Annotated in this window: 24 protein-coding genes and 1 pseudogene; 7 read left to right on the top strand and 18 right to left on the bottom strand. The window is 40.1% G+C overall.

From position 1 onward, the window contains the following. Positions 1 to 127: 127 nt before the first annotated feature. The gene (gene tyrS, locus OC530_RS09350) at positions 128 to 1,384 is read left to right on the top strand and encodes a tyrosine--tRNA ligase (RefSeq protein WP_000546889.1); all 1,257 of its coding nucleotides are present in this window, start codon (positions 128 to 130) and stop codon (positions 1,382 to 1,384) included. A 77-nt stretch (positions 1,385 to 1,461) separates the two neighbouring features. Here tyrS and OC530_RS09345 read toward each other — a convergent pair whose 3' ends face one another. Together OC530_RS09345 and OC530_RS09340 are read right to left on the bottom strand one after the other, a co-directional pair. Further along, a complete protein-coding gene (locus OC530_RS09345) occupies positions 1,462 to 3,525 on the bottom strand; it encodes a heavy metal translocating P-type ATPase (RefSeq protein ID WP_000008768.1) in 2,064 nt (687 codons plus the stop codon). 1 nt (position 3,526) lies between these two features. Beyond that, on the bottom strand, positions 3,527 to 3,805 hold the full coding sequence (locus tag OC530_RS09340; RefSeq protein ID WP_000910910.1) for a DUF6110 family protein: 279 nt from the start codon (positions 3,803 to 3,805) through the stop codon (positions 3,527 to 3,529). Positions 3,806 to 3,955: 150 nt separating this feature from the next. On the opposite strand from OC530_RS09340, the gene OC530_RS09335 reads away from it, so the two are divergent. After that, entirely contained in the window at positions 3,956 to 4,804 is an 849-nt protein-coding gene (locus tag OC530_RS09335) for a putative RNA methyltransferase (RefSeq protein ID WP_262081148.1), read from the top strand. Between the two features lie 341 nt (positions 4,805 to 5,145). On the opposite strand, the gene OC530_RS10230 is transcribed toward OC530_RS09335, so the two are convergent. The 3 genes from OC530_RS10230 to malQ form a co-directional block, all read right to left on the bottom strand. Continuing rightward, on the bottom strand, positions 5,146 to 5,352 hold the full coding sequence (locus OC530_RS10230; RefSeq protein ID WP_316043880.1) for a hypothetical protein: 207 nt from the start codon (positions 5,350 to 5,352) through the stop codon (positions 5,146 to 5,148). 242 nt (positions 5,353 to 5,594) lie between these two features. After that, entirely contained in the window at positions 5,595 to 7,853 is a 2,259-nt protein-coding gene (gene glgP, locus OC530_RS09330) for a glycogen/starch/alpha-glucan family phosphorylase (protein ID WP_262081147.1), read from the bottom strand. A gap of 25 nt (positions 7,854 to 7,878) precedes the next feature. Continuing rightward, the gene (malQ, locus tag OC530_RS09325) at positions 7,879 to 9,396 is read right to left on the bottom strand and encodes a 4-alpha-glucanotransferase (protein ID WP_112445447.1); all 1,518 of its coding nucleotides are present in this window, start codon (positions 9,394 to 9,396) and stop codon (positions 7,879 to 7,881) included. 492 nt (positions 9,397 to 9,888) lie between these two features. On the opposite strand from malQ, the gene OC530_RS09320 reads away from it, so the two are divergent. The 5 genes from OC530_RS09320 to OC530_RS09300 all read left to right on the top strand — a co-directional run bounded on the left by OC530_RS09320 (position 9,889) and on the right by OC530_RS09300 (position 15,348). Further along, positions 9,889 to 11,160: an extracellular solute-binding protein gene (locus OC530_RS09320; protein WP_000095466.1), complete on the top strand. Its 1,272-nt coding sequence runs from the start codon at positions 9,889 to 9,891 to the stop codon at positions 11,158 to 11,160. Between the two features lie 109 nt (positions 11,161 to 11,269). After that, positions 11,270 to 12,562, top strand: coding sequence for a carbohydrate ABC transporter permease (locus OC530_RS09315; RefSeq protein ID WP_031227879.1), 1,293 nt, complete (start codon positions 11,270 to 11,272; stop codon positions 12,560 to 12,562). A 1-nt stretch (position 12,563) separates the two neighbouring features. After that, a complete protein-coding gene (locus tag OC530_RS09310; RefSeq protein WP_084927101.1) occupies positions 12,564 to 13,406 on the top strand; it encodes a sugar ABC transporter permease in 843 nt (280 codons plus the stop codon). A 145-nt stretch (positions 13,407 to 13,551) separates the two neighbouring features. Beyond that, entirely contained in the window at positions 13,552 to 14,352 is an 801-nt protein-coding gene (locus OC530_RS09305) for a DUF1189 domain-containing protein (RefSeq protein ID WP_262081146.1), read from the top strand. Between the two features lie 9 nt (positions 14,353 to 14,361). Continuing rightward, positions 14,362 to 15,348, top strand: a complete 987-nt coding sequence (locus tag OC530_RS09300; RefSeq protein WP_262081145.1) for a LacI family DNA-binding transcriptional regulator — start codon at positions 14,362 to 14,364, stop codon at positions 15,346 to 15,348. 29 nt (positions 15,349 to 15,377) lie between these two features. Here the strand turns inward: OC530_RS09300 and OC530_RS09295 are convergent, their stop codons facing one another. From OC530_RS09295 to OC530_RS09235, 13 genes and pseudogenes are all read right to left on the bottom strand, one after another. Continuing rightward, positions 15,378 to 16,319, bottom strand: a complete 942-nt coding sequence (locus OC530_RS09295; protein WP_101782283.1) for a YitT family protein — start codon at positions 16,317 to 16,319, stop codon at positions 15,378 to 15,380. Continuing rightward, positions 16,297 to 18,060, bottom strand: a complete 1,764-nt coding sequence (aspS, locus tag OC530_RS09290) for an aspartate--tRNA ligase (RefSeq protein ID WP_262081144.1) — start codon at positions 18,058 to 18,060, stop codon at positions 16,297 to 16,299. The genes OC530_RS09295 and aspS overlap by 23 nt, the downstream gene beginning before the upstream one ends. A 153-nt stretch (positions 18,061 to 18,213) precedes the next feature. Then, positions 18,214 to 18,444: a hypothetical protein gene (locus OC530_RS09285; protein ID WP_000832181.1), complete on the bottom strand. Its 231-nt coding sequence runs from the start codon at positions 18,442 to 18,444 to the stop codon at positions 18,214 to 18,216. 17 nt (positions 18,445 to 18,461) lie between these two features. Beyond that, positions 18,462 to 19,103 (bottom strand): type II CAAX endopeptidase family protein, encoded by a 642-nt coding sequence (locus tag OC530_RS09280; RefSeq protein WP_262081143.1) that lies wholly within the window; start codon positions 19,101 to 19,103, stop codon positions 18,462 to 18,464. Positions 19,104 to 19,112: 9 nt separating this feature from the next. After that, complete coding sequence (locus tag OC530_RS09275) at positions 19,113 to 19,811, bottom strand: ABC transporter permease (RefSeq protein WP_262081142.1); 699 nt, start codon at positions 19,809 to 19,811, stop codon at positions 19,113 to 19,115. Continuing rightward, positions 19,804 to 20,607 (bottom strand): annotated as a pseudogene (locus OC530_RS09270) (ABC transporter ATP-binding protein); the annotation flags it as partial. The pseudogene OC530_RS09270 and the gene OC530_RS09275, both read right to left, overlap by 8 nt. A gap of 16 nt (positions 20,608 to 20,623) precedes the next feature. Continuing rightward, positions 20,624 to 21,376: a DUF3169 family protein gene (locus tag OC530_RS09265; RefSeq protein WP_262081141.1), complete on the bottom strand. Its 753-nt coding sequence runs from the start codon at positions 21,374 to 21,376 to the stop codon at positions 20,624 to 20,626. An 11-nt stretch (positions 21,377 to 21,387) separates the two neighbouring features. Continuing rightward, positions 21,388 to 21,576, bottom strand: coding sequence for a hypothetical protein (locus OC530_RS09260; RefSeq protein ID WP_138701918.1), 189 nt, complete (start codon positions 21,574 to 21,576; stop codon positions 21,388 to 21,390). Beyond that, the gene (locus OC530_RS09255; protein ID WP_262081140.1) at positions 21,563 to 21,751 is read right to left on the bottom strand and encodes a hypothetical protein; all 189 of its coding nucleotides are present in this window, start codon (positions 21,749 to 21,751) and stop codon (positions 21,563 to 21,565) included. The genes OC530_RS09260 and OC530_RS09255 overlap by 14 nt, the downstream gene beginning before the upstream one ends. Continuing rightward, positions 21,751 to 21,957 (bottom strand): helix-turn-helix transcriptional regulator, encoded by a 207-nt coding sequence (locus tag OC530_RS09250; RefSeq protein WP_001176227.1) that lies wholly within the window; start codon positions 21,955 to 21,957, stop codon positions 21,751 to 21,753. Before OC530_RS09250 ends, OC530_RS09255 begins: the two co-directional genes overlap by 1 nt. Before the next feature lie 9 nt (positions 21,958 to 21,966). Then, entirely contained in the window at positions 21,967 to 22,281 is a 315-nt protein-coding gene (locus OC530_RS10225; protein WP_261075351.1) for a hypothetical protein, read from the bottom strand. A 144-nt stretch (positions 22,282 to 22,425) separates the two neighbouring features. After that, complete coding sequence (hisS, locus tag OC530_RS09240) at positions 22,426 to 23,706, bottom strand: histidine--tRNA ligase (protein WP_262081139.1); 1,281 nt, start codon at positions 23,704 to 23,706, stop codon at positions 22,426 to 22,428. A 78-nt stretch (positions 23,707 to 23,784) separates the two neighbouring features. Continuing rightward, positions 23,785 to 25,032, bottom strand: coding sequence for a transporter (locus OC530_RS09235; protein ID WP_262081138.1), 1,248 nt, complete (start codon positions 25,030 to 25,032; stop codon positions 23,785 to 23,787). Between the last annotated feature and the right edge of the window lie 110 nt (positions 25,033 to 25,142).

Here is a 25,142-nt window from a genome sequence, read left to right as displayed (position 1 = left end):
TATCTATTATACCACAAAAGGGAAACTTTCAATAAAATAGCCACTTTCTTCCCTATTCTGCTAGGCTATTGCCCAAGTTTGTGATACAATAGTTAGAAACAATAATTTTAAAAAGGAGAAAAGACACATGCACATTTTTGATGAGCTAAAAGAGCGTGGTTTGATTTTTCAAACGACTGATGAAGAAGCTTTGCGTAAAGCCCTAGAAGAAGGTCAAGTTTCTTATTATACTGGCTACGATCCAACTGCTGACAGCCTTCACCTAGGCCACCTTGTCGCAATCTTGACAAGTCGTCGCTTGCAACTAGCAGGTCACAAACCTTATGCGCTCGTTGGCGGTGCTACAGGTCTCATCGGAGATCCGTCCTTCAAAGATGCTGAACGTAGTCTCCAAACAAAAGACACAGTAGATGGCTGGGTCAAGTCTATCCAAGGACAACTTTCTCGTTTTCTTGATTTTGAAAATGGCGAAAACAAGGCTGTCATGGTCAACAACTACGACTGGTTTGGCAGCATCAGCTTCATTGACTTCCTCCGTGATATCGGAAAATACTTCACTGTCAACTACATGATGAGCAAGGAATCTGTGAAAAAACGAATTGAAACAGGAATTTCTTACACTGAGTTCGCTTACCAAATCATGCAAGGTTACGACTTCTTCGTTCTTAACCAAGACCACAACGTAACGCTTCAAATCGGTGGTTCTGACCAGTGGGGAAATATGACAGCTGGTACCGAATTGCTTCGTCGTAAAGCTGACAAGACTGGCCACGTAATCACAGTACCGCTTATCACAGATGCAACTGGTAAGAAATTTGGTAAATCAGAAGGAAATGCCGTCTGGCTTAATCCTGAAAAGACTTCTCCATACGAAATGTACCAATTTTGGATGAACGTTATGGACGCAGACGCTGTTCGCTTCTTGAAGATTTTTACTTTCTTGTCACTTGATGAGATTGAAGACATCCGTAAACAATTTGAAGCAGCTCCACACGAACGCTTGGCACAAAAAGTCTTGGCTCGTGAAGTCGTTACACTTGTTCACGGAGAAGAAGCTTACAAAGAAGCCCTCAACATCACTGAGCAACTCTTTGCAGGAAACATCAAAAACCTTTCTGTCAAAGAGCTCAAACAAGGACTTCGTGGTGTGCCAAACTACCAAGTACAAGTAGATGAAAATCACAATATCGTGGAACTGCTCGTGTCATCTGGTGTGGTTAACTCAAAACGTCAAGCCCGTGAAGATGTCCAAAACGGAGCTATCTACGTAAACGGCGACCGTATCCAAGACCTTGACTATGTCTTGAACGACGCAGATAAGCTTGAGAACGAACTGACTGTTATCCGTCGCGGGAAGAAAAAATACTTTGTACTGACTTACTAAACTGTTCAACATTTACCTATAGAAAAAAGGAGTTGCCCTCGAGAAAGGTAACTCCTTTTTGTTGTTGATAATCACATCTATCTAGCCTTAATAGACAGGCTACGCAGGACTATGCGTAAGGTTGTTAGATTATGTAAGATAGAGAGATTTGAAGGACTGAGCCAATTAAACAAGCCAAAGCCAATCAAACTACTATTTACGACAACGGTATCTTGAATATTCTTCTTGATGAGTGTTTGCAAAGATGATGATAGCCAATCCAACTCTTGGAAGAAATCCAAACGATTATCTAACAATAAGATATCGCTCATCTGCTTAGAAATATCTGCACTCTCATTCATCACCACACCGATATCTGATAGGGTTAGAGCAGCTGAGTCATTCAACCCATCCCCAACCATCAAAATAGTGTGACCTGCTTTCTGCAGTTCCTCTACTAACTCAAATTTCCCATCAGGTTTCAAGTCTGTATAGACCTGATCAAAGGGCAAATCTTTGACTAATTCCTCTGTTCTAACCAAGGTGTCCCCTGTTGCCAGAATCAATTTTTTCCCTTGTGCCTTAAGTTTCTCCAAGGCTGCTTTTGCTTCTTTTCTCAAAGGAGTATGAATACAGAACATTCCAATCAATTCATTCTGATAAGCCAAGAATAAGAGATTGTAGTGACTCTTGTACTCTTCAATTAAAGCATGTTGTTCTGAACTGATATGAATCTGTTCATCCTGCATCAAGACATAATTCCCAATAAGAACTGGTTGCCCATCTATATGAGATTTAATCCCCTTGCTTGCGATATATTGGAGTTTCCCATGCATTTCCTCATGTTCAATCCCCTCTATCTCAGCTTGCTTGACGATGGCATTAGCAATAGGATGATAAATGTGTTCCTCAAGACAGGCACTGATTCTGAGAATATCTTCCTCACTATAGTCTCCAAAAGGTAACACCTTTTCAACTATCGGATAGCTAGTTGTGATTGTTCCCGTCTTATCAAACAAGAAAGTATCAACTTCCAGATATTTCTCCAGAACATCCCCATCCTTAATCACCATTTCACGATTCAACCCCTCCTTGATAGCTGTTAAATAAGCTACAGGAGTAGAGATTTTCAAAGCACAGGAGAAATCGACCAATAGGAAAGAAATAGCCTTAGAAAAAGAACCTGTCAATAGGTAAGTCAGCCCAGCCCCCAAGAAATTATATTTGACGACCTTGTCCGCCATCTTGATGAAATAGCGTTGTTTCGTTTTCTTGTTTTCTTCAGATTTCTTCATCAACTCAATCAGTTGTAAAATCCGGCTGTTCATCTGATTATCGGTTACACGAATGCGTAACTCTCCAGTTTCTAATACTGTATTTGCACAAACCAAATCAGACTCTCTTTTTTCAACTGGAAAACTCTCTCCCGTCAAGGAACTTTCGTTGACCATACCTAAACCTGAAACTACTTGTCCATCAAACAAAATTTCATTTCCTTGAGATAGGACCAAGACATCTCCTATTTGAACATCGGAACTCTTGATACTAACGACCGTATCGCCCTGTACTAAGAATACGTCGCTCTCTTTTGCAAGAAGGCTCTGTTCTAAATCTGTTGCCGTTTTTTTCAAGGACCACTGATCTAAATGATTCCCCAAATCAAGCATAAACATGATATTGCTAGCTGTCTTGGATTGGTTCATAAACAAGGACAATAAAATCGCCGAACAGTCTAAGACTTCCATCGTTAGTTCCTTACGCGCTAGTGTTTGATAGGCTTCTCTAATATAGCCAAAAGCCTGATAACAAGTCCATATATAGCGAATAGGATATGGCACAAAACTACGAAAAAGTATACGCTTAATCGCTGCACCTGAAACAATAGAATAAGCACTCTCTTCTCTACGAATGGGAAGAGTCATCAACTCAGAAACTTTCCCTTTATCAATTCTTTTTAAAAAGGCTTCTGCATTATCTAATACAGAAAAGCCTTCTTTTATACGTAGAGTAAAGTGCTGTTGATCCATGTAAAACTGGATAGACTCAATCCCCTTTTCATCTCTCGCCAAGGAACGAAGATAGTCTTGAATATCCAAGGTGAGTGAAAAAGAAGATGATAGTCGGATATGTTGGTATCCTCTATGTAGCACTTTAAAAGACATATTATTCTCCTATAAGGCTATCTAATTGCTCTTCTTTTTTCTCTTGCTCGTACAAATATTTGGCATCTTGCAAGACATCGTCTCCATGTTGCTTCACAACAGAAACAGATGCGTCTAGCCCGTCTTTCAACTTGTAAGCCTTAGCCAAAGCTTTAGAATAACCTTTTTTAGCTTCCTTACTTGCCAAGATTTTCAAACCAAGGGTACCAAATGCAACTCCACCTAAAAAGAGTGATGATTTTTTCGCAACTTTTGCGACGGTCAATACTTCTTTTAACATACTTATTTCCTCCTAGCTATTATTATATAACAATTTAGATATAAAAGCAATTTAATTTTGGCACTTTGAAAAGTAATTATACTACTATTTAATTTTATTACAAATCATCCTAAAGTTGCTTTCATTTGCCTCTTTTGATACACTTAAACTATGAATACAAATCTCAAACCTAAACTCCAGCGTTTTGCTTCTGCGACTGCCTTTGCCTGCCCTATCTGCCAAGAAAATCTGACTCTGGTAGAGACTAGTCTCAAGTGCTGCAACCGTCATTCTTTTGACTTGGCTAAATTTGGCTATGTCAATCTAGCCCCTCAAATTAAGCAATCTGCCAACTACGACAAAGAAAACTTTCAAAACCGGCAACAAATTCTAGAAGCCGGCTTTTACCACGCTATCTTAGAGACTGCATCTGACTTGTTAGCAAATTCAGACACTAGCACCACAGTCTTAGATATCGGTTGTGGCGAAGGATTCTATTCTCGCAAACTCCAAGAAAGGCATCCTGACAAAACCTTCTATGCCTTTGATATTTCCAAAGATTCCGTCCAAATCGCTACCAAGAGTGAACCCAACTGGGCAGTCAATTGGTTCGTTGGCGACTTGGCACGACTTCCTATAAAAGACGCCAGCATGGACATTCTGCTTGATATCTTCTCACCTGCCAACTATGGAGAATTTCGTCGCGTTTTATCCAAAGACGGCATCCTGATAAAGGTTATCCCAACCGAAAATCACCTCAAGGAAATTCGCCAAAAGGTACAAGACCAACTGACAAACAAGGATTATTCTAATCAAGACATCAAGGAACATTTCCAAGAAAACTTTACCATCCTATCTAACCAAACGGCCTCTCTGACTAATACTATCACAGCAGAACAACTCCAAGCCCTACTCAGCATGACCCCTCTCCTCTTTCACGTTGACCAGACAAAAATTGACTGGAGCGACTTGACAGAGATTACCATTGAAGCAGAGATTTTGGTTGGGAAAGCATTCTAAACTAGACTTCCCAAAGGTATAAAATTTACCAAAAATCTTCAATATTACAAAAATGCATAAGAACAGGTACTCAAAAACCTTAATCTTATGCGTTTTGTTATAGTTTCCATACATATTAAGTGGAAATATTTGAAACCAATTCTTTTAATAACCATTGAATACCATATAGTACATTTACCCCAAATATGATATAGGCCGTATAAATCAAGTATTTCGATTTCTCCCGCCTCAAAGAATAAATCTTGTACAAGATAAATAAATTTAAAGCAATAAATAATAGAGACAAAATCTTCCCTCCAAAATCAATCCTAAAAGTAGGCAGTCAAGCATAGTCCTAAACTTTATTTTCGATTCGAGATAACAAACTTATCAATGAATAGCAATTGATATAAGGCAAGTACAGACCCCCAGAAACTACCACGAAAAGAGAATTCTTGATGATTGAGAGTAAACAAATCATGGTTACCAATATAGAGGCAGGTCAAAATAACAAATAAAATCCAAAATAAATCCGTCCATTTATATTTTGAAAAATATTTTTTCCACATAAAAACACCTTCTTTCCTACAATCATATTATAATACTTTTTGTAAGCGGGTACAAGAAATATGAGGTAAACAACTGCAAAGAAGCATAAGGTTGAAGACAGTAAAAACCAGCATTTAAAGCCTTCACTGTATCTAGGATTTCCCTATTTTTAGACAAGATTGACTCAAATCTACATCATTAAAAAAGCGAATTTCAATCGAAACTCGCTTTTTTACAAAATGTATTAGTATAAACTTGTATCTTAGTTCAAGTGCCAGATATCTTCGTTATACTGAGCGATTGTACGGTCAGATGAGAAGAATCCTGCTTTAGAAATGTTAACAATAACTTTATCCAACCATGCGTCACGGTCTTCGTAGTCAGCCAACATTTGTTCTTTCACTTTGATGTAGTCTTCCAAGTCAAGAAGAGTCATGAACCAGTCTTTGTTGATCAATTCTTTGTAAAGACGTTCCAAGCGCTCTTTGTTTCCAGCTGCAAGAACTGCATCGCTAACGATGAAGTCAACCAATGGTTTGATAGCTTCACGAGCGTAGAATTCGCTTGATTTGTAAGCTGCTTTTGCGTAAAGGTCGATAACAGTTTCTGAATCTTCACCAAAAATATAGATGTTTTCATCTCCAACCAACTCAGCGATTTCCACGTTAGCACCGTCCATAGTACCAAGAGTCAAAGCTCCGTTCAACATGAATTTCATGTTACCAGTACCTGAAGCTTCTTTAGAAGCAAGTGAGATTTGTTCTGAGATATCACATGCTGGGATAAGGAAGCTTGCTGCAGTAACGTTGTAGTTTTCAACCATAACAACTTGCAAGTGTGGAGCTACTGCTGGATCGTTAGCAATAACTTCTGACATGCAAAGGATCAAGTGGATGATGTCTTGAGCGATTGTGTAGGCTGGAGCTGCTTTACCACCAAAGAAGATTGTGATTGGACGAGCAGGGATGTTACCAGCTTTGATGTCAAGGTATTTGTGGATTACGTACAAAGCGTTCATTTGTTGGCGTTTGTACTCGTGAAGACGTTTGATTTGGATATCAAAGATAGAGTTTGGATTGATTTCCACACCTTGGTGTTCTTTCAAGTGACGAGCCAATTTACGTTTGTTGTGAGCCTTGATGCTTTCCAATTTTTCTTTGACAGCTGCTTTGTCTTCATAAGACAAGAGTTTTTCAAGCTCATCAGCTTCATGGTGCCAACCATCTCCAAGAATCTCATCCAAGTAGTGAGACAAGCTTGGGTTAGCATGCATGAGCCAACGACGGAAAGTGATACCGTTTGTTTTGTTGTTGAATTTTTCTGGGTAAAGGTCATAGAAGGCTTTCAACTCAGAGTTCTTCAAGATTTCAGTGTGAAGTGCTGCTACTCCGTTAACGCTGTATCCGTAGTGGATATCCATATGAGCCATGTGAACACGTTCGCTCTCATCGATAATTTGAACAGCTGGATCTTTGTATTCTGCTTTCACGCGACGGTCCAATTCTTCGATGATTGGTACCAAGTGAGGAACCACTTCTTGCAAGAATTCAAGAGGCCATTTTTCAAGGGCTTCAGCAAGGATTGTGTGGTTAGTGTAGGCAGTCATGCTACGAACGATTGAGATTGCTTCGTCAAGCTCGATACCACGTGCAGTCAAAAGACGGATCAATTCAGGGATAACCATTGATGGGTGAGTATCGTTGATTTGCACAACTGCGTAGTCAGCAAGGTCATGCAAGTTGCTTCCTTTTTCGATTGCTTCGTCGATGATCAATTGCGCACCGTTTGAAACCATGAAGTATTGTTGGAAGATACGGAGCAATTCACCTTGACGGTCACTATCATCTGGGTAAAGGAAGAGAGTCAAGTTGCGAGCAATATCTGTCTTGTCAAAGCTGATACCGTCTTTAATAATAGAAGAATCAACTGAATCCAAGTCAAACAAACGCAAGCGGTTCTTCGTTTCTGTCTTGTAACCAGGAACATCAATATCATAAAGAGTTGATGTCAAAGTAAAGTCTGCAAATGGTACTTGGTAGCTACGGCTTGAGCGAACCAACCAGTTTTGGTCAGTCAACCATGCATTTGGAATTGTTTCTTGTTGGTTGTTTTTAAGAACTTGTTGGAAAAGACCAAAGTGGTAGTTAAGACCAACACCGTCACCATTCAAACCAAGAGTAGCAATTGAGTCGATAAAGCAGGCAGCCAAACGTCCCAAACCACCATTACCAAGAGATGGTTCTAATTCAACTTCTTCAACTTCGATCAAGTCTTTACCTGCAGCAGCAAGTTCTTTTTTGACATCGTCGTAAAGACCAAGGTTGATCAAGTTGTTTGACAAGAGTTTACCAATCAAGAACTCAGCTGAGATGTAGTAAACTTTTTTCTTACCAGTGTTAACTGGTTTTTGGCTACTTGCAAGCTTGCTGTAGTTAAGAAGAGCAAGGTAAAGCTCTTCATTGCTACATTCTGCAATGGTTTTATTGTAACGATTTTGTACAAATTCTTGTAGTGATAACATGTTTAAGATGTCTCCTGATATTGTATTATTTCTTTAATTCTACCAAATTTTCATTAATTCGGCGATAGATTGTTGTCAAGTCAAGCAAACCTTCCTCGACAGCTGGTGTCAATTGCTCTTCAGTCATACGCCAAGACCAGTTTCCACCAAGGGTAGATGGGAAGTTCATACGAGCTGTCTCATCCAATTCTAGCAAATCTTGCATAGTTGCAATTGCCATGAAGCTAACTGATGAAAAGACTGTACGAAGCATAGCATGTGGCACGGTTTCGTATTCTTTACGGTTAGTATAGCGAGCCATGTACTCACGAGTCGCATCATCAATCTCGTTACGGTACCAACCAAGGACCGTATTGTTATCGTGTGTTCCTGTATACATAACTGAGTTAGCAGGTGCCAAGTGTGGGCTATCGATGCTTTCGTCTTCTGGGTTGAAGGCAAATTGAAGAATCTTCATTCCTGGGAAGCCAGTACGTTCACGCAATTCGATAACTTCGTCTGTCATGAAACCAAGGTCTTCTGCGATGATGTTTAACTCACCAAGTTCTTCCTTAACGGCTGCAAAAAGCTTGTAGCCAGGACCTTTCACCCATTCACCAGGTGCTGCTGTATCGGAACCAGCAGGGATTTCCCAGTAAGATTCGAAGCCACGGAAGTGGTCGATACGAACGATGTCGTAGATTTTGAAGCTTTCACGCAAGCGTTCAATCCACCATTTGTAGCCGTCTTTGTCCATTGCTTCCCAGTCATAGATTGGGTTACCCCAAAGCTGACCAGTTGCAGAAAATTCATCTGGTGGGCATCCTGCGATGCAAGTCGCCTTACCGTTGACATCTGTCTTGAAGAGATGTGGATTTGCCCACATATCGCTTGAATCTTCCGCTACGTAGATTGGCATATCCCCAACGATTTCGATGTGGTTGTCGTTAGCATATGCTTTCAATTTCAACCATTGTTGGAAGAAGAAGTATTGAGTCACACGGTGGTAAACCAACTTGTCTGCCAATTGCTCACGGTAGCTTTCAAGTGCTGAAGCTTTACGAGCACGAGCATCAGCATCTGGCCATTCTGTCCAAGCAAGATTTTCAAAATGCTCTTTGATAGCCATATACTCAGCAAAGAGCTCAAGCCATGATTGGTTGTCTTGAGCAAATTTCTCAAAATCTTTAACATCTCCGACTTCAAAGAAACGTTTCACCGCTTTTTCTAAAAGAGGACGACGTGCATAGTAGATTTTCGCATAGTCAACTTCAGATGCATCGCTACCAAAGTCAACTCCTTCAAGGTCACTTGCTTCCAACAAACCTTGCTCCACCAAGATATCCAAATCGATAAAATGAGTGTTTCCTGCGAAGGCTGAGAAAGATTGGTAAGGAGAATCACCGTAACTAGTTGTTCCTAATGGAAGGATTTGCCAGTAACGTTGTTTTGTACGAACCAAGAAATCAACGAAGTCGTAAGCACTTTGACCAAACGATCCGATTCCGTAAGCTCCTGGAAGAGAAGAGATGTGCATCAACACACCACTTTGACGTTTTTTCATAATAGCACCTCATGTGTTAAAATAATGGAACGTTGCGTATTTTAACAGACGCAAACGTTTGCGTTACTTATAAGTATACTCCTTTTCAAGCATAATTGCAAGCGTTTTTAAAAAACTTTTTTGATTATTTTTTTAAAAAAACTTGTCCTTCTTTATGTATACATATACATTTTCCTTTTCTATTTACAAAATCTTCTTCAACTACAAATAGAAGGCCCAACTTAGCCTACTTTTGGTCTAGAGCAATTTATTTTTTGTTCAAAATCCAGGCAATCGTTTCCCTAAATAATTTCAGTAAAAGCATGAAAATATATTTTCTAACTTTTCTTCTATTATAAACAAATAAAACGCTTACCCTTTCCGTGAAATTTTTTTAAAATTTTTACAAAAAACACTTGCAACCGTTTTCTATTTGTGCTATACTAGTCCCATAAAGGAAAACGTTTGCGTTTCCTCATTATAAAATTTGTTATTCTTTAGGAGGAATACACTATGTCATCTAAATTCATGAAGAGCGCTGCTGTGCTTGGAACTGCTACACTTGCTAGCTTGCTTTTGGTAGCTTGCGGAAGCAAAACTGCTGATAAACCTGCTGATTCTGGTTCATCTGAAGCGAAAGAAATCACTCTTTACGTTGAGGACCAATACAAAGCTTATGCTGAAACAGTAGCTAAAGCTTATAAAGAACAATCAGGAACAACAGTTAACATCAAATCTGGTGACCAAATGGGTGGGCTTGACAAACTTTCTCTTGACAACCAATCAGGTCAAGCTCCTGACGTTATGATGGCTCCATACGACCGTGTAGGTAGCCTTGGTACTGACGGACAACTTTCAGAAGTGAAATTGAGCGACGGTGCTAAAACAGATGATAAAACTAAATCTCTTGTAACAGCTGCTGACGGTAAAGTTTACGGTGCTCCTGCCGTTATCGAGTCACTTGTTATGTACTACAACAAAGACTTGGTAAAAGAAGCTCCAAAAACATTTGCTGACTTGGAAAACCTTGCTAAAGATAGCAAATACGCATTCGCTGGAGAAGATGGAAAAACTTCTGCTTTCCTAGCTGACTGGACAAACTTCTACTTTGCATACGGACTTCTTGCTGGTAACGGCGGTTACGTATTCGGACAAAACGGTAAAGACGCTAAAGACATCGGTCTTGCAAACGACGGCGCTATCAAAGGTGTAGAATACGCTAAAACTTGGTATGAAAAATGGCCTAAAGGTATGCAAGATACTGAAGGAGCTGGAAACCTAATCCAAACTCAATTCCAAGAAGGTAAAACAGCTGCTATCATCGATGGACCTTGGAAAGCTCAAGCCTTCAAAGACGCTAAAGTAAACTACGGTGTTGCAACTATCCCAACTCTTCCAAACGGAAAAGACTACGCAGCATTTGGTGGTGGTAAAGCTTGGATCATCCCATCAAGCACTAAGAACCTTGAAGCTGCTCAAAAATTTGTAGACTTCCTTGTTTCAACTGAACAACAAAAAGCCTTCTACGATAAAACTAATGAAATCCCAGCTAACACTGAAGCTCGTTCATACGCTGAAGGTAAAAATGATGAGTTGACAACAGCTGTTATCAAACAGTTCAAGAACGCTCAACCAATGCCAAACATCTCTCAAATGTCAGCTGTTTGGGACCCAGCTAAAACAATGTTGTTTGAAGCTGTAAGTGGTAAGAAAGATGCTAAAACAGCTGCTAACGATGCTGTAACATTGATCAAAGAAACAATCAAACAAAAATTTGGTGAATAAAAAATTTGTTCAAGGGGGGTGGAAATCAAATCCCCCTTTGAATTTATCAACGAAAACACAAATAGTTTAGGTTTTATCTAGAAACCAGTATCCTATGAAAGGAGTTATTATGGAAAAGCAACAACCTAGTAAAGCAGCCCTGCTGTCTATCATTCCTGGGTTAGGACAGATTTACAACAAACAAAAAGCCAAAGGTTTTATCTTCCTTGGTGTAACCATCGTATTTGTCCTTTATTTCCTAGCACTTGCAGCCCCTGAATTGAGCAACCTCATCACTCTTGGTGACAAGCCAGGTCGTGATAATTCCCTCTTCATGCTGATTCGCGGTGCCTTCCATTTAATCTTTGTAGTTGTTTATGTACTCTTTTATTTAGCAAATATCAAAGATGCACATAAAACTGCCAAACACATTAATAATGGTATTCCAGTAGCACTTACCTTTAAAGAAATGATCAAAGGAATCTATGAAAATGGTTTCCCTTACCTCTTGATTATTCCTTCTTACATTGCTATGACCTTTGCAATCATCTTCCCAGTTATCGTAACCTTGATGATTGCCTTTACCAACTACGACTTCCAACACTTGCCACCAAACAAATTGTTGGACTGGGTTGGTTTGACGAACTTTACGAACATCTGGAGTTTGAGTACCTTCCGTTCTGCCTTCGGTTCCGTTCTTTCTTGGACCATCATCTGGGCTTTGGCTGCCTCAACTTTACAAATCGTAATCGGTATCTTCACAGCTATCATTGCTAACCAACCATTTATCAAAGGAAAACGTATCTTTGGTGTTATTTTCCTTCTTCCTTGGGCTGTCCCAGCCTTCATCACTATCTTGACATTCTCAAATATGTTTAATGATAGTGTCGGTGCTATCAACACTCAAGTCTTGCCAATCTTTGCTAAATTCCTTCCTTTCCTTGATGGTGCTCTTATTCCTTGGAAAACAGATCCAACTTGGACAAAAATTGCCTTGATTATGATGCAAGGTTGGCTTGGATTCCCATACATCTACGTTTTGACTTTAGGTATTTTACAATCTATCCCTAACGACCTTTACGAAGCAGCTTATATTGACGGTGCCAATGCTTGGCAAAAATTCCGCAACATCACTTTCCCAATGATCTTGGCCGTTGCGGCACCTACTTTGATTAGCCAATACACCTTCAACTTTAACAACTTCTCTATCATGTACCTCTTCAATGGTGGAGGACCTGGTAGTGTCGGAGGTGGAGCTGGTTCAACCGATATCTTGATCTCATGGATCTACCGTTTGACAACAGGTACATCTCCTCAATACTCAATGGCGGCAGCTGTTACCTTGATTATCTCTATCATTGTCATCTCAATCTCTATGATTGCATTCAAGAAACTACACGCATTTGATATGGAGGACGTCTAAGATGAATAACTCAATTAAACTCAAACGTAGACTGACTCAAACCCTTACTTACCTCTACTTAATTGGCCTATCAATCGTGATTATCTATCCACTTTTGATTACCATCATGTCAGCCTTTAAAGCAGGTAACGTCTCAGCCTTTAAACTAGATACTAATATCGACCTCAATTTTGATAACTTTAAAGGCCTCTTCACTGAAACCTTGTACGGTACTTGGTACCTCAATACTTTGATTATCGCCTTGATTACCATGGTTGTTCAAACAAGTATCATCGTACTTGCTGGTTATGCCTACAGCCGTTACAACTTCTTGGCTCGTAAACAAAGTTTGGTCTTCTTCTTGATTATCCAAATGGTGCCAACCATGGCCGCTTTGACAGCCTTCTTCGTTATGGCGCTTATGTTGAACGCCCTTAACCACAGCTGGTTCCTCATCTTCCTCTACGTTGGTGGAGGTATCCCGATGAATGCTTGGCTCATGAAAGGCTACTTCGATACAGTGCCAATGTCTCTAGACGAATCTGCAAAACTAGACGGTGCAGGACACTTCCGCCGCTTCTGGCAAATTGTTCTTCCACTTGTTCGCCCAATGGTTGCTGTACAAGCTCTCTGGGCCTTCATGGGACCTTTCGGGGACTACATCCTCTCTAGTTTCTTGCTTCGTGAGAAAGAATACTTTACTGTTGCCGTAGGACTCCAAACCTTCGTCAGCAATGTGAAAAACTTGAAGATTGCCTACTTCTCAGCAGGTGCTATCCTCATCGCCCTTCCAATCTGTATTCTCTTCTTCTTCCTACAAAAAAACTTTGTTTCAGGACTTACAAGTGGTGGCGACAAGGGGTAATATACCCCCGCCACCCTTTTTCATTTTGGAGCTTGTGACTATAAAAATATCCTTGTAGCAAGCAATTTGTCTCCTAGACTTGAAATAAAGCGCATTTCTCTATATAATAATACTCATATAGAAAACACCTTTTAGAAAGATACAAATGCTTCCATATCCATTTTCCTATTTTTCAAGTATTTGGGGATTTCGTAAGCCCCTGTCCAAACGTTTCGGACTCAACTGGTTTCAACTTCTCTTTACCAGTATCTTCCTTATCAGCTTGTCTATGGTACCCATTGCCATCCAAAACAGCTCACAGGATACTTATCCGCTAGAAACCTTTATCGATAATGTCTATGAACCATTGACAGATGAGGTTGTCCAGGATCTCTCTGAACATGCTGCAATTGTTGATGGTAAATTTACTTATACAGGAACAGCTAGTCAAGCGCCTTCTATTGTAATCGGTCCAAGCCCAAGCAAGGAATTACCTAAGGACTTGCAACTGCATTTCGATACGAATGAGCTCGTCATCAGCAAGGAAAGTAAAGAGCTGACCCGTGTCTCTTACCGAGCGATTGAGACTGAGAGTTTCAAAAGTAAAGATAGCTTGACCCAAGCCATTTCTAAAGACTGGTACCAGCAGAATCGTGTCTATATCAGTCTCTTTCTAGTTCTCGGTGCGAGCTTCCTCTTTGGTTTGAATTTCTTTATCGTCTCTCTAGGAGCTAGTCTTCTCCTTTATATCACTAAGAAATCACGCCTCTTTTCATTTAGGACCTTTAAAGAGTGCTACCATTTTATCTTGAACTGTTTAGGATTACCAACTCTGATTACGCTTATTTTGGGACTCTTTGGCCAAAATATGACAACTCTCATTACTGTACAAAACATTCTTTTTGTTCTGTATCTGGTCACTATCTTTTATAAAACGCATTTCCGTGATCCAGATTACCATAAATAGGAGATTTTTATGCCCGTTACGATTAAAGACGTGGCCAAGGCTGCTGGTGTTTCGCCTTCAACCGTAACCCGTGTTATTCAAAACAAATCAACCATTAGCGACGAAACAAAAAAACGCGTTCGCAAGGCTATGAAGGAGCTCAATTACCACCCCAACCTCAACGCTCGTAGTTTGGTAAGCAGTTATACCCAAGTTATCGGCTTGGTCCTTCCTGACGACTCAGATGCCTTCTACCAGAATCCTTTCTTTCCATCAGTCCTACGTGGCATCTCTCAAGTCGCATCTGAAAACCACTATGCCATTCAGATAGCAACAGGTAAAGATGAAAAAGAACGCCTTAAAGCTATCTCACAAATGGTTTACGGTAAACGTGTGGATGGTTTGATTTTCCTTTATGCTGAAGAGGAAGATCCCTTGGTAAAATTGGTGGCTGAAGAGCAGTTCCCCTTCCTCATTCTAGGAAAATCCATTTCACCCTTTATCCCTCTTGTCGATAATGACAATGCCCAAGCTGGTTTTGATGCAACCGAATATTTCATCAAAAAAGGATGCAAACGAATTGCCTTTATCGGAGGTTCTAAGAAACTCTTCGTTACACAAGACCGTCTAACTGGTTACGAATCCGCGCTCAAGCAATACAAACTGCCTCTTGATGACAATCTGACCTACTTTGCAAATGAATTTCTAGAGGAAAAAGGATATCAATTTAGTAAACTCCTCTTTCAGCATGACCCACAGATTGATGCTATCATTACAATCGATAGCCTTCTAGCTGAAGGTGTTTGTGACTATATTGCTAAGCACCAACTGGATGTCCCTGTTCTCAGCTTCGACTCAGTCAATCCCAAGCTCAACTTGGCGGCCTATGTTGATATCAATAGCCTAGAACTTGGTCGTGTTTCCCTTGAAACTATCCTCCAAATTATCAACGATGCTAAAAGCAATAAGCAAATTTGTTACCGTCAGTTGATTGCCCACAAAATTATCGAAAAATAAAAACCAGCTCGCGCTGGTTTTTTTAGTCACTAATTTTCTGTTTCAACGAATCGTCCCAGAATATGGACATTCTCAGATACAGAGACAAAGGCACCTGGATCCACCTGTTTCATAATGAGTTTAAATTCATTAAACTCTGCACGTGTAATGACAGTAATTAAAACTGCCTTTCTCTCGTGATTATAGGTTCCTTCTGCATCGTGGATCATGGTTGCTCCGCGGTGCAATTTTTTATGGATTTTCTCAATTACTTTATCTGGATGATTGGTCACAATCATGGCCTGCATGCGTTTTTGCTTGGTAAAGACCGCATCTGTCACACGGCTAGAGACAAAGATGGTAATCATAGAATAGAGAGCGTATTTCCATCCAAAGGTCAAACCTGCTATCAGCATAATGGTACCATTTACCAAGAAAGAAATACTGCCGACATTCTTACCTGTTTTCTTGCGAATAGTCAGACTGACGATATCCGTCCCACCACTGGAGATATTGTTTCGAAGAGCAAAACCAATCCCCAAGCCCATGACAACACCCCCAAAAAGGGCATTGATAATAGGATCCTCCGTCAAGGTTGCCACAGGGACAAACTGGATAAAGAAGGAACTCATGGACACCGTGATAAAGGTAAAAACAGTAAACTTATGCCCAATCTGATACCAGGCCAAGACCATCAAAGGGAAGTTAATAGCGTAAAAGGTTAGCGAAATCGGAATATGAAACCCAAACCAGTGATTACTCAAGGCAGAGATAATCTGTGCCAAACCTGTTGCACCACTCGAATACACATGCCCCGGTTGGAAAAAGAAATTGACCGCTACTGCTGATAAAAAACCATAGACTAGAGAGGCCGAAATCTTCTCGTCATACTTCTCACGAGAGATGCTTTGTAAGACACGTAAAATTTTTATCTGATGAGCAAAGCGGCGCAGATAATAGCGCCACCGCTTAATTCGTTTTGCTTGTTTCATCTTCTTCCACTTGTAAGCTGAGTTCCTCTAGTTGTTTGAGAGCCACTGTTGAAGGAGCTTGTGTCATTGGGTCAGTTGCCTTGTTGTTCTTAGGAAAGGCAATAACTTCACGGATATTTTCTTCTCCTGCTAAGAGCATGACAAATCGGTCAAGCCCGATAGCCAAACCACCGTGTGGTGGGAAACCATAGTCCATGGCTTCAAGAAGGAAGCCAAACTGGTCATTTGCTTCTTCAGCTGAGAAACCAAGAGCTTTGAACATGCGTTCTTGAAGGTCTTTTTGGTTGATACGAAGGCTACCACCACCAAGTTCATAACCGTTCAAGACGATATCGTAAGCAATGGCACGAACCTTAGCCAATTCACCTTCGAGTTCATGAGCAGTATCTGCCTGAGGAAGGGTAAATGGATGGTGGGCGCTCATGTAACGTCCCTCTTCTTCAGACCATTCAAACATTGGCCAGTCAACTACCCAGAGGAAGTTGAATTTGTCTGTATCAATCAAGCCAAGTTCTTTAGCAATACGTCCACGAAGGGCACCAAGTGTTGCATTAGCTACTTCAAGCGTATCAGCAACAAATAGAACCAAGTCCTTATCTTCAAGAGCAAGCGCAGTTGTCAATTCTGCTTGGATGCCAGTCAAGAACTTAGCAACTGGTCCGTTTAATGCTCCATCAACCACCTTGACCCAAGCAAGACCTTTGGCACCGTACTGTTTGGCTACTTCCGTCATCTTGTCGATGTCTTTACGTGAATAGTTGTCCGCAGCTCCTTTGACCACAATTGCTTTTACAGCAGGTGCTTCTGAAAAGACTTTAAAGTCTACACCTTTGACCACTTCTGTCAAGTCCTGAAGCAACATATCAAAACGCGTATCAGGCTTGTCAGAACCATAAAGAGCCATAGCGTCATCGTATTTCATACGAGGGAATGGAAGCGTCACTTCGATGCCTTTAGTTTCTTTCATGACGCGCGCAATCAAGCCTTCTGTGATATCTTGGATTTCTTGCTCAGTAAGGAAAGACGTTTCCAAGTCGACCTGAGTGAACTCAGGCTGGCGGTCACCACGCAAGTCCTCATCACGGAAACATTTGACAATTTGGTAGTAACGGTCAAAACCAGCATTCATCAAGAGCTGCTTCGTGATTTGTGGACTTTGAGGAAGAGCATAGAAATGCCCTTTATTGACACGAGATGGTACCAAATAGTCACGCGCCCCTTCAGGAGTTGACTTAGAAAGGAATGGTGTCTCCACGTCGATAAACTCCAACTCATCCAAGTAGTTGCGGATAGAGTGAGTCACCTTAGCACGAAGTTTAAGATTTTCCAACATTTCTGGACGACGAAGGTCAAGGTAACGGTAACGCAAACGCGTATCGTCATTGGCCTCAATGCCATCCTTAATCTCAAATGGGGTTGTCTTAGCTGTATTAAGCACTGTCAGAGCTGTCACGTTTAACTCAACTGCACCAGTTGGCAACTTATCATTGGCTTGCTCACGCGCAGCGACCTGTCCAGTCACCTCGATAACAAATTCGCTACGAAGGCTTTCAGCTGTTTCCATAACCTCTACAGAGACTTTTTCAGGGTTGATAACCAACTGCATGATTCCTTCACGGTCACGAAGATCGATAAAGATCAAACCACCAAGGTCACGACGACGGCCAACCCATCCTTTCAAGGTCATTTCTTGTCCGATGTGTTCCTCACGAACACGACCAGCATACATACTACGTTTCATTGTTTCTCTCCTCTTTTATTCTGTTACTATTTTACCATAAAAGCGCAGGCTCTTCATGAAAATCATCAGAAAAGTTTGCCTGACTTTAAAAATCAAGTAAAGTCCCTAAAAATTAGCACCAATAAAAAATCCGATGAACTTCACCGGACTCTTTTATTTTGAATTGTTGCCTGCTTTACGCTTTTCAGCAATTTCGGCTGCCTTTCGAGGCAAGACAATTTCCGTTATGTAAGCCGTCCCAAAACGCAGTACACCTGCAATAGGGGCAAAGACAACTGCTAGATAGTTGTAGAAGAAATCGCCTTTGAAGGCATAAGCTAGTGCCCCGATAATGAAAAATAGAACAACTGCTTGAATCACTGCTAATAAAATTACTCGTTTCATGTGACCTCCTGACTCTATTATAGCATGAGAATCATTAAAAAGCCGACTAAATTATTCAAAGCGTGGAGAGAAATACTGTAGACCAGACCTTTTCTGCTAATATAGGCCAATCCCAAACTAAAACCAAGGCTAAAATAGACAAAAAATTGTTGCACATCACCTGGGAAATGAATCAAGGTAAACAGAACACTGGATACCAGAAGAAAAATCAGAGTTTGTTTACTATTGTCCTGCTTAGGAAAGAGGTAGCGTGCTAACATCCCTCTAAAGATAAGTTCTTCCGTCAAAGGAGCAAAAATAACGACCGCAAAGAATGAGAAAAGTGGTTGAGACAAGGTCAAGTCTATCGCTATTTGCTGATTTACTGAAGGATCATTTGGCAAGAAAAACTGGACAACCAGAGATAAGAACCAAACCAGAGCAGGAAGCCAAATAAATCGGTTAAAGCCGCTCTTCTCAATATGGACAGAACCTTTCTGGTACCATTTGTAAATGCCGTACACATAAACTCCAGCCAAGGCCACATAGAGTAGGGTAACAGCATAAGGTGAAGCACCTAAGGCAAGCGAAGAGGTCGCCAACCCCTGAATGAAGCCATAGATGAATAAAAAGGATAGAATGGCTAGAAGAAACCAGCCAAGGTTTTTAAGTAGTTTCATAAAGTTCTCCTATCTTGCTTTATAGCTGTTTTTCAATACAAAGAGGTTTGCTATTCCTAACACAAGTACCCAGGCAAGTAACATACCAATATTAGAAAAAGATATTTCCCCACCTTTTTGATTTAAAAGATTTACAATAGGACCGACGAACGAGTAATCTAACACTTTCTGAGCCGTATCATTTTGAAGAGCAATTATAGGTAAAAAAGAGACAATTAACATAGGGAAGATACTATAAACTTGCGCTTTAGATTGAGTATCTGAAACCGCACCGATTAGAAGGTTGAGAAAAATAATACTAATAGTTGCTAGGAGCAAATAGATAACATAGGCAAATAAGTAACTCGATACATCTACTTTAAGATAGATGGGAAGTACAATCATAGCAACCAACATTATCAAAATAGGGAGAACGAGCATACTGAAAGTATATTCTGTTGCTGTCACGCCACTTAGAATGAGTGATTTGAGATTTCGTTTTTCCTTATCTTCTGCCATCATAATCGATACCATATAACCACTTCCCATGCTCAAGACCATCGTCAAGCTAGCAGATAGTAAAAATAGGCTCAATTGTCCATTCTTATTTAAAAATTCATTATATAAAACAGCAATACCAAAAGGAATCAATAAAGTCGCTAACAAAGTTGAATTGCTAATAAGAACTTGCACTCTTAACCATAGTAGGGCATTTAATTTTCTAAACATCTAACTTTTCTCCTGTCAATCTGATAAAGATCTCTTCTAAAGTTGGCTCACAAGAGTGAACCACCATCAAATCTGTCGTGTCTAAATGTGGCAATTCTTCAAATGGAACTATCTGTTCTCGTCCATCGTTATAAACCACATGTACTTTCTTATCCACATGGTACTTCTGGATAATATCTTGTGGACTTCCATACTCTATTAAGTTTCCCTTATTTAAAAGAGATAAGCGATCACAAAGCAGAGTTGCTTCATTCATATCATGCGTGGTCAGAAAGATAGTTGTCCCCGCCTGCTTTAATTCTTGAAGTAGGGTATGAATCATCTTAGATGTTGTAGGGTCTAAGCCACTGGTTGGCTCATCAAGGAAGAGAATCTTAGGTGCATTAAGAAGAGCACGAGCCAAGAACATTCGTTGTTTCATTCCAGTAGATAACTTTTCTGCGATAATATCTTTAGCATCTGCCAATCCAACCTGTTGGAGCACCTGATTTACTCTATCTGACTTGAGACCATATAACTTAGCATAGATGAGAAGATTTTTGTAAAGATTCATCTTTTCATAAAAACCACTGCCATCACTAACAATACCAATTTGTTCCAAATCATTTGAGGTTAAATCTTGAGAATTCTTGCCTAACAAAACTGTTTTACCTTGATCTGCAGCCAACTGACCTGTTAAGACATTGATCATGGTTGTTTTACCTGAGCCAGAAGGCCCAAGAAAACCAAAGATTTCACCTTCCTTAATCTCAAAAGAAATCTGGTGAAGAGCTTTTTGCTCCCAAAACTTTTGCTTACATTTTCAACACGAATCATAGAAACTCCTTTATTTGAAATAACGTTTTACCATAGGTATATACATTATATTGATATAAATATGGACTACAGCTACAGCTAAAAGACCTAATAACTGAATCTCTCGTAAGTACAGAAACAATATCAATCAAAATATACAAACCTGGTAAAATATATTGGTTTAATTGGAATAAAATCCGAAAACTCTGTTCCAAATTAGCTTGTCGTTCTCCTTCATCGTAAGAATTGACATAATCTAACATATCCTTTGGAATAGAGAAAAATGCCAAATCAAACTGACGAACAATCGAAATCGTCTTGAAAAGATATTTTTGAACACTGAAAATCAGCACTAATGCCAAAAAAGAAAGAGATAAGGTTATATGGCTTCCATTTAGTACAACCGCTTCACTACCTGAGATGAAAAGAGCCAATAAAATCGCTACACTTGCAATATTAAAAGCAATGGTTCCAAACTCGAGATTCCGATACATTTGCACATAATAGGTTTCATTCAGATCATCATCCATTTCCTCTTGATACAAGGAATGAAATTTTCTGCTTTTCTTTAGGAAATTGAATGTCAAAAGAATGCTAATGAAACCTAATACTAAACAAATAGCTGATATCCAGGGTATCAAGATTTTTACATCTAACATGATTCCGTGGGATTCGGCAACAGCCTTAAACATCCCTACAAAAATGCCCAAGAAAAATCCCAAGACAACAACCATTAAAAACAACAATCCACGTTTCTTTTTCTTTTCCATATTCATTCTCCTTATTCACTTGCTAGATTTTTGGATTTCTTTTCAATCCAGTCAACGACTGGTATGAGGGCAAAATAGGCCCAAATAAATTGGTCGCTGTAATAGAGATCAAACCATCCTAGATTTGTTCCAATTAGTAGACACAGGCTGACTAATAGAGCTATGGCAACTACATAATAAATCACTTTATACTTGTTCATCATTTTTCTCCTTTTTCTTTAACCAGTTGAAAATGGACAAGAGGACTAAGTTAACCCAAACCAAATACTTACTTTCAACAAAATAGAACCACCCCAGTAATGTTCCAACCATAGCGAAAGCATTCACAATGAGGGCAAGAACACTCATGTAATAAATCACTTTATACTTGTTCATCACTCGTCCTCCTCCAAGCGAAATACTGATTCGACTGTTTCGTTGAAAATCTGAGATATTTTCAGGGCAATGATAATGGATGGGGTGTACTCATCCCGTTCTAGTAGGCTAATGGTCTGTCTGGAAACCCCTGCCAGTTTAGCTAGGTCGGTTTGATTGAGGCCATCGCGAGCCCGAAGCTCTTTTAGACGATTTTTTAGTTGCATGTTACACACCTACTCTCCATCAAATTCAACGGTTTGAATATCCTCAATACGTTGCAACTTGATTTTTTCTTTTCCCGTCTTGTCTACATATCGTAGCTTGACCCATTCCTCATCAACATCCACAACTTCCCAAAAATTTGTTCCAAATAGTTCTCCAATGATTGTTGGTTTCTTTCCAATCATTTCTTGCAATAATCTTGACATTTCTATATTTCCTTTCTCTTTTCTTTCGATTACCTTTAACCTCTTCTCTATCCGCTTGATTTTCTTAGATTGACTCATATAAATCAAGACGAGAAAAGGAAACAAAATCCATACCCACATGTGGCTCCCTCCTATTTCTTAACTTGAATTTATTGTAACACATCTTTTTCTTTTTGACAAGCATATTTGTCAAAAAGTTTATGATTTTTGTCATTTTGCAAAAGAAAAAGGTCAGGAGTAGGTTCCTGACCTTTTTATCTATCATTAAAAGCCTAATTTTTCAAAGATTTCTGAGAAGTTTTGGCTGATTGTCTCAAGCGACACTTGCACTTCTTCTCGGGTTTGGTTGTTCTTAACCGTTACTTGTCCGCTTTCGACTTCGCTCTCTCCTAGGGTGATGAGGGTCTTAGCCGCAAAGGCATCGGCTGACTTGAACTGAGCTTTGAGCTTACGGTTGAGGTAATCACGCTCTGCTTTGAAACCTTGTTGGCGAAGAGCTTGGACTAGTTCTAGGGCCTTGACATTTGCTCCATCACCCAAGACTGCGATATAAACATCTAGGGCATTTTCGATAGGGAGGGCCACACCTTGCTTTTCAAGGATGAGAAGCAGGCGCTCTACACCAAGTCCAAAACCAAATCCAGCAGTTTCTGGGCCTCCAAAGTAAGCAACCAAGCCATCGTAACGACCACCCGCACAGACTGTCAGGTCATTGCCCTCAATCTCAGTGATAAACTCGAAAATAGTGTGATTGTAGTAGTCCAGACCACGCACCATATTGGTATCGATGATGTAGTCTACTCCAAGATTTTCCAACATCTGACGCACAGCATCAAAATGAGCTTGACTTTCTTCATCAAGGAAGTCCAAGATAGAAGGCGCATTCTCTACTGCTACCTTGTCTTCTTTTTCCTTAGAGTCCAAGACACGGAGAGGATTTTCCTCCAAACGACGTTGGCTATCTTTAGACAAGGTCTCCTTGAGCGGTGTCAAATAGTCAATTAAGGCTTGACGGTAGGCCGCACGGCTCTCAGGATTTCCAAGAGTATTAAGGTGCAATTTGACACCTTGGATACCGATTTCTTTCAAGAAATGGGCTGCCATTGCGATGGTTTCCACATCGGTAGCTGGATTGCTAGATCCAAAACACTCAACACCAATCTGGTGGAATTGGCGCAAACGCCCTGCCTGTGGACGCTCATAACGGAACATAGGGCCCATGTAGTAGAACTTGCTTGGCTTTTGCACTTCTGGCGCGAAGAGTTTATTTTCCACATAGGAACGGACAACGGGCGCAGTTCCTTCTGGACGGAGGGTGATATGACGGTCACCCTTGTCATAGAAATCGTACATTTCCTTGGTTACGATATCCGTTGTATCTCCGACAGAGCGACTGATGACCTCGTAATGCTCAAAAATGGGCGTGCGCACTTCTGCGTAGTTGTAGCGCTTGAAAATCTCACGGGCAAAGCCCTCAACGTACTGCCATTTGTCAGATTCAGCAGGTAAAATATCCTGCGTTCCTTTTGGTTTTTGTAATTTCATAGGGAATCCTCTTTAAACTTAATAGTCTTATTTTACCATAAATAGAGGGATTAAAACAGTGAGAAAAAAAATTAGGATTCAAATATCATTTTTGAGATTAATAACTGTCAAAAAAATAGCTATCAAGGAAAGACCAACAAATAGCATCCAAGTCAACTGTATATTCCATACGGCTACAAGTGAAAAACAGGCTGTTCCCACAGGTATGGATAAGGTAAACAATAAACCTAAAAAATTACTGGTACGAGCTAGAACCTCTGGAGCTAGATTTTTCATGAGCATGGCACTAATCTTTGGTTGAACTTTACCAGACACATATAGAGTTGAAAAGAGAAATAGCAAACCAAGTACGACTTGATTGAATACGTTAGCCAGACCAATTAGAGTGAGCCCTACGGTAGCCCACATCATCAATCTAGGCAGGGACTGCTTCCCAAAATAATCATTGCCCGTAAGGCTACTGATGATGACTGCTACTAAAGCACCGACTTGACTGATAAATAACGCCTCTGTGTAAGAAAAATTCAAGAGAGAATGGCTCAAAAAGAAGATGTTATAGATGCTTCCTAAAGCGCCACCCAAGGCATTGATAAGCAAGACAGCAAAGATCATAAAACCAAAGTTTTTCTGTCCACTTTTTAGAAAAACGAGACGTAAATTTCGATAAATCGTTAGGAACTGGTCTTTGATAGAAATCTTCTCATTTTTATGTAATTCCCCATCAGCAGATGAAGTTGACAGGCTCAATTTGCTTCTTCCTAAAAAGAGAACAGAGGCTGATACTAGGAAAAAGCAAGCATTGATTCCCGCAACGAGGGAAAAATTGTTGACCGATAGTCCTAAGAGCCAGACTCCAAAAGCTTGACCACCAATAGCTGAAATATAGGTGATAAATTGAGAAAAAGAATAAGCCTCCATCAAATCATTTTCAGCTACTTTTTCCTTAATAAGAGGCATGCGCAGGCCACCTGCAAAATCACTGATGACATCACTAATGACATTGATTAAACACAGGCTAGAAAATGCAAAGAGACTAGCTTGCTGAACAACTAGGGCTGCTAGAAAAAATAAAACCGCCTGAAACAAACCGCTATAGACCATCCATTTGACCTTGTCTCTCGTGTAATCTGCCCGAATCCCTACAAAAACTGTAAAGAGAGTCGGAAGAATCATGACAATATTCGCCATAGCAACCGCAAACGAAGCTTGTGGCAAGGTCGATGCATAGACGATGAATACCAAGTTAAAAATTGAAGCACCAAAAGCATTGAAGAAGCGTGACAAAGTCAAGAGTCGATAAGCTTGATTTCTAAACAATAATTTCATAGATAATCTCCCTTCTTGTTCAAATACTCAATGAAAATCAAAGAGCAAACTAGGAAGCTAGCCGAAGGCTGTACTTGAGTACGGCAAGGTGAAGCTGACGTGGTTTGAAT

It is taken from the genome of Streptococcus sp. Marseille-Q5619, from assembly GCF_946901205.1.
Lineage (GTDB): Bacteria > Bacillota > Bacilli > Lactobacillales > Streptococcaceae > Streptococcus.
Note: the sequence above shows the minus strand (reverse complement) of the source record. Positions and strands in the feature narration are given on the sequence as shown.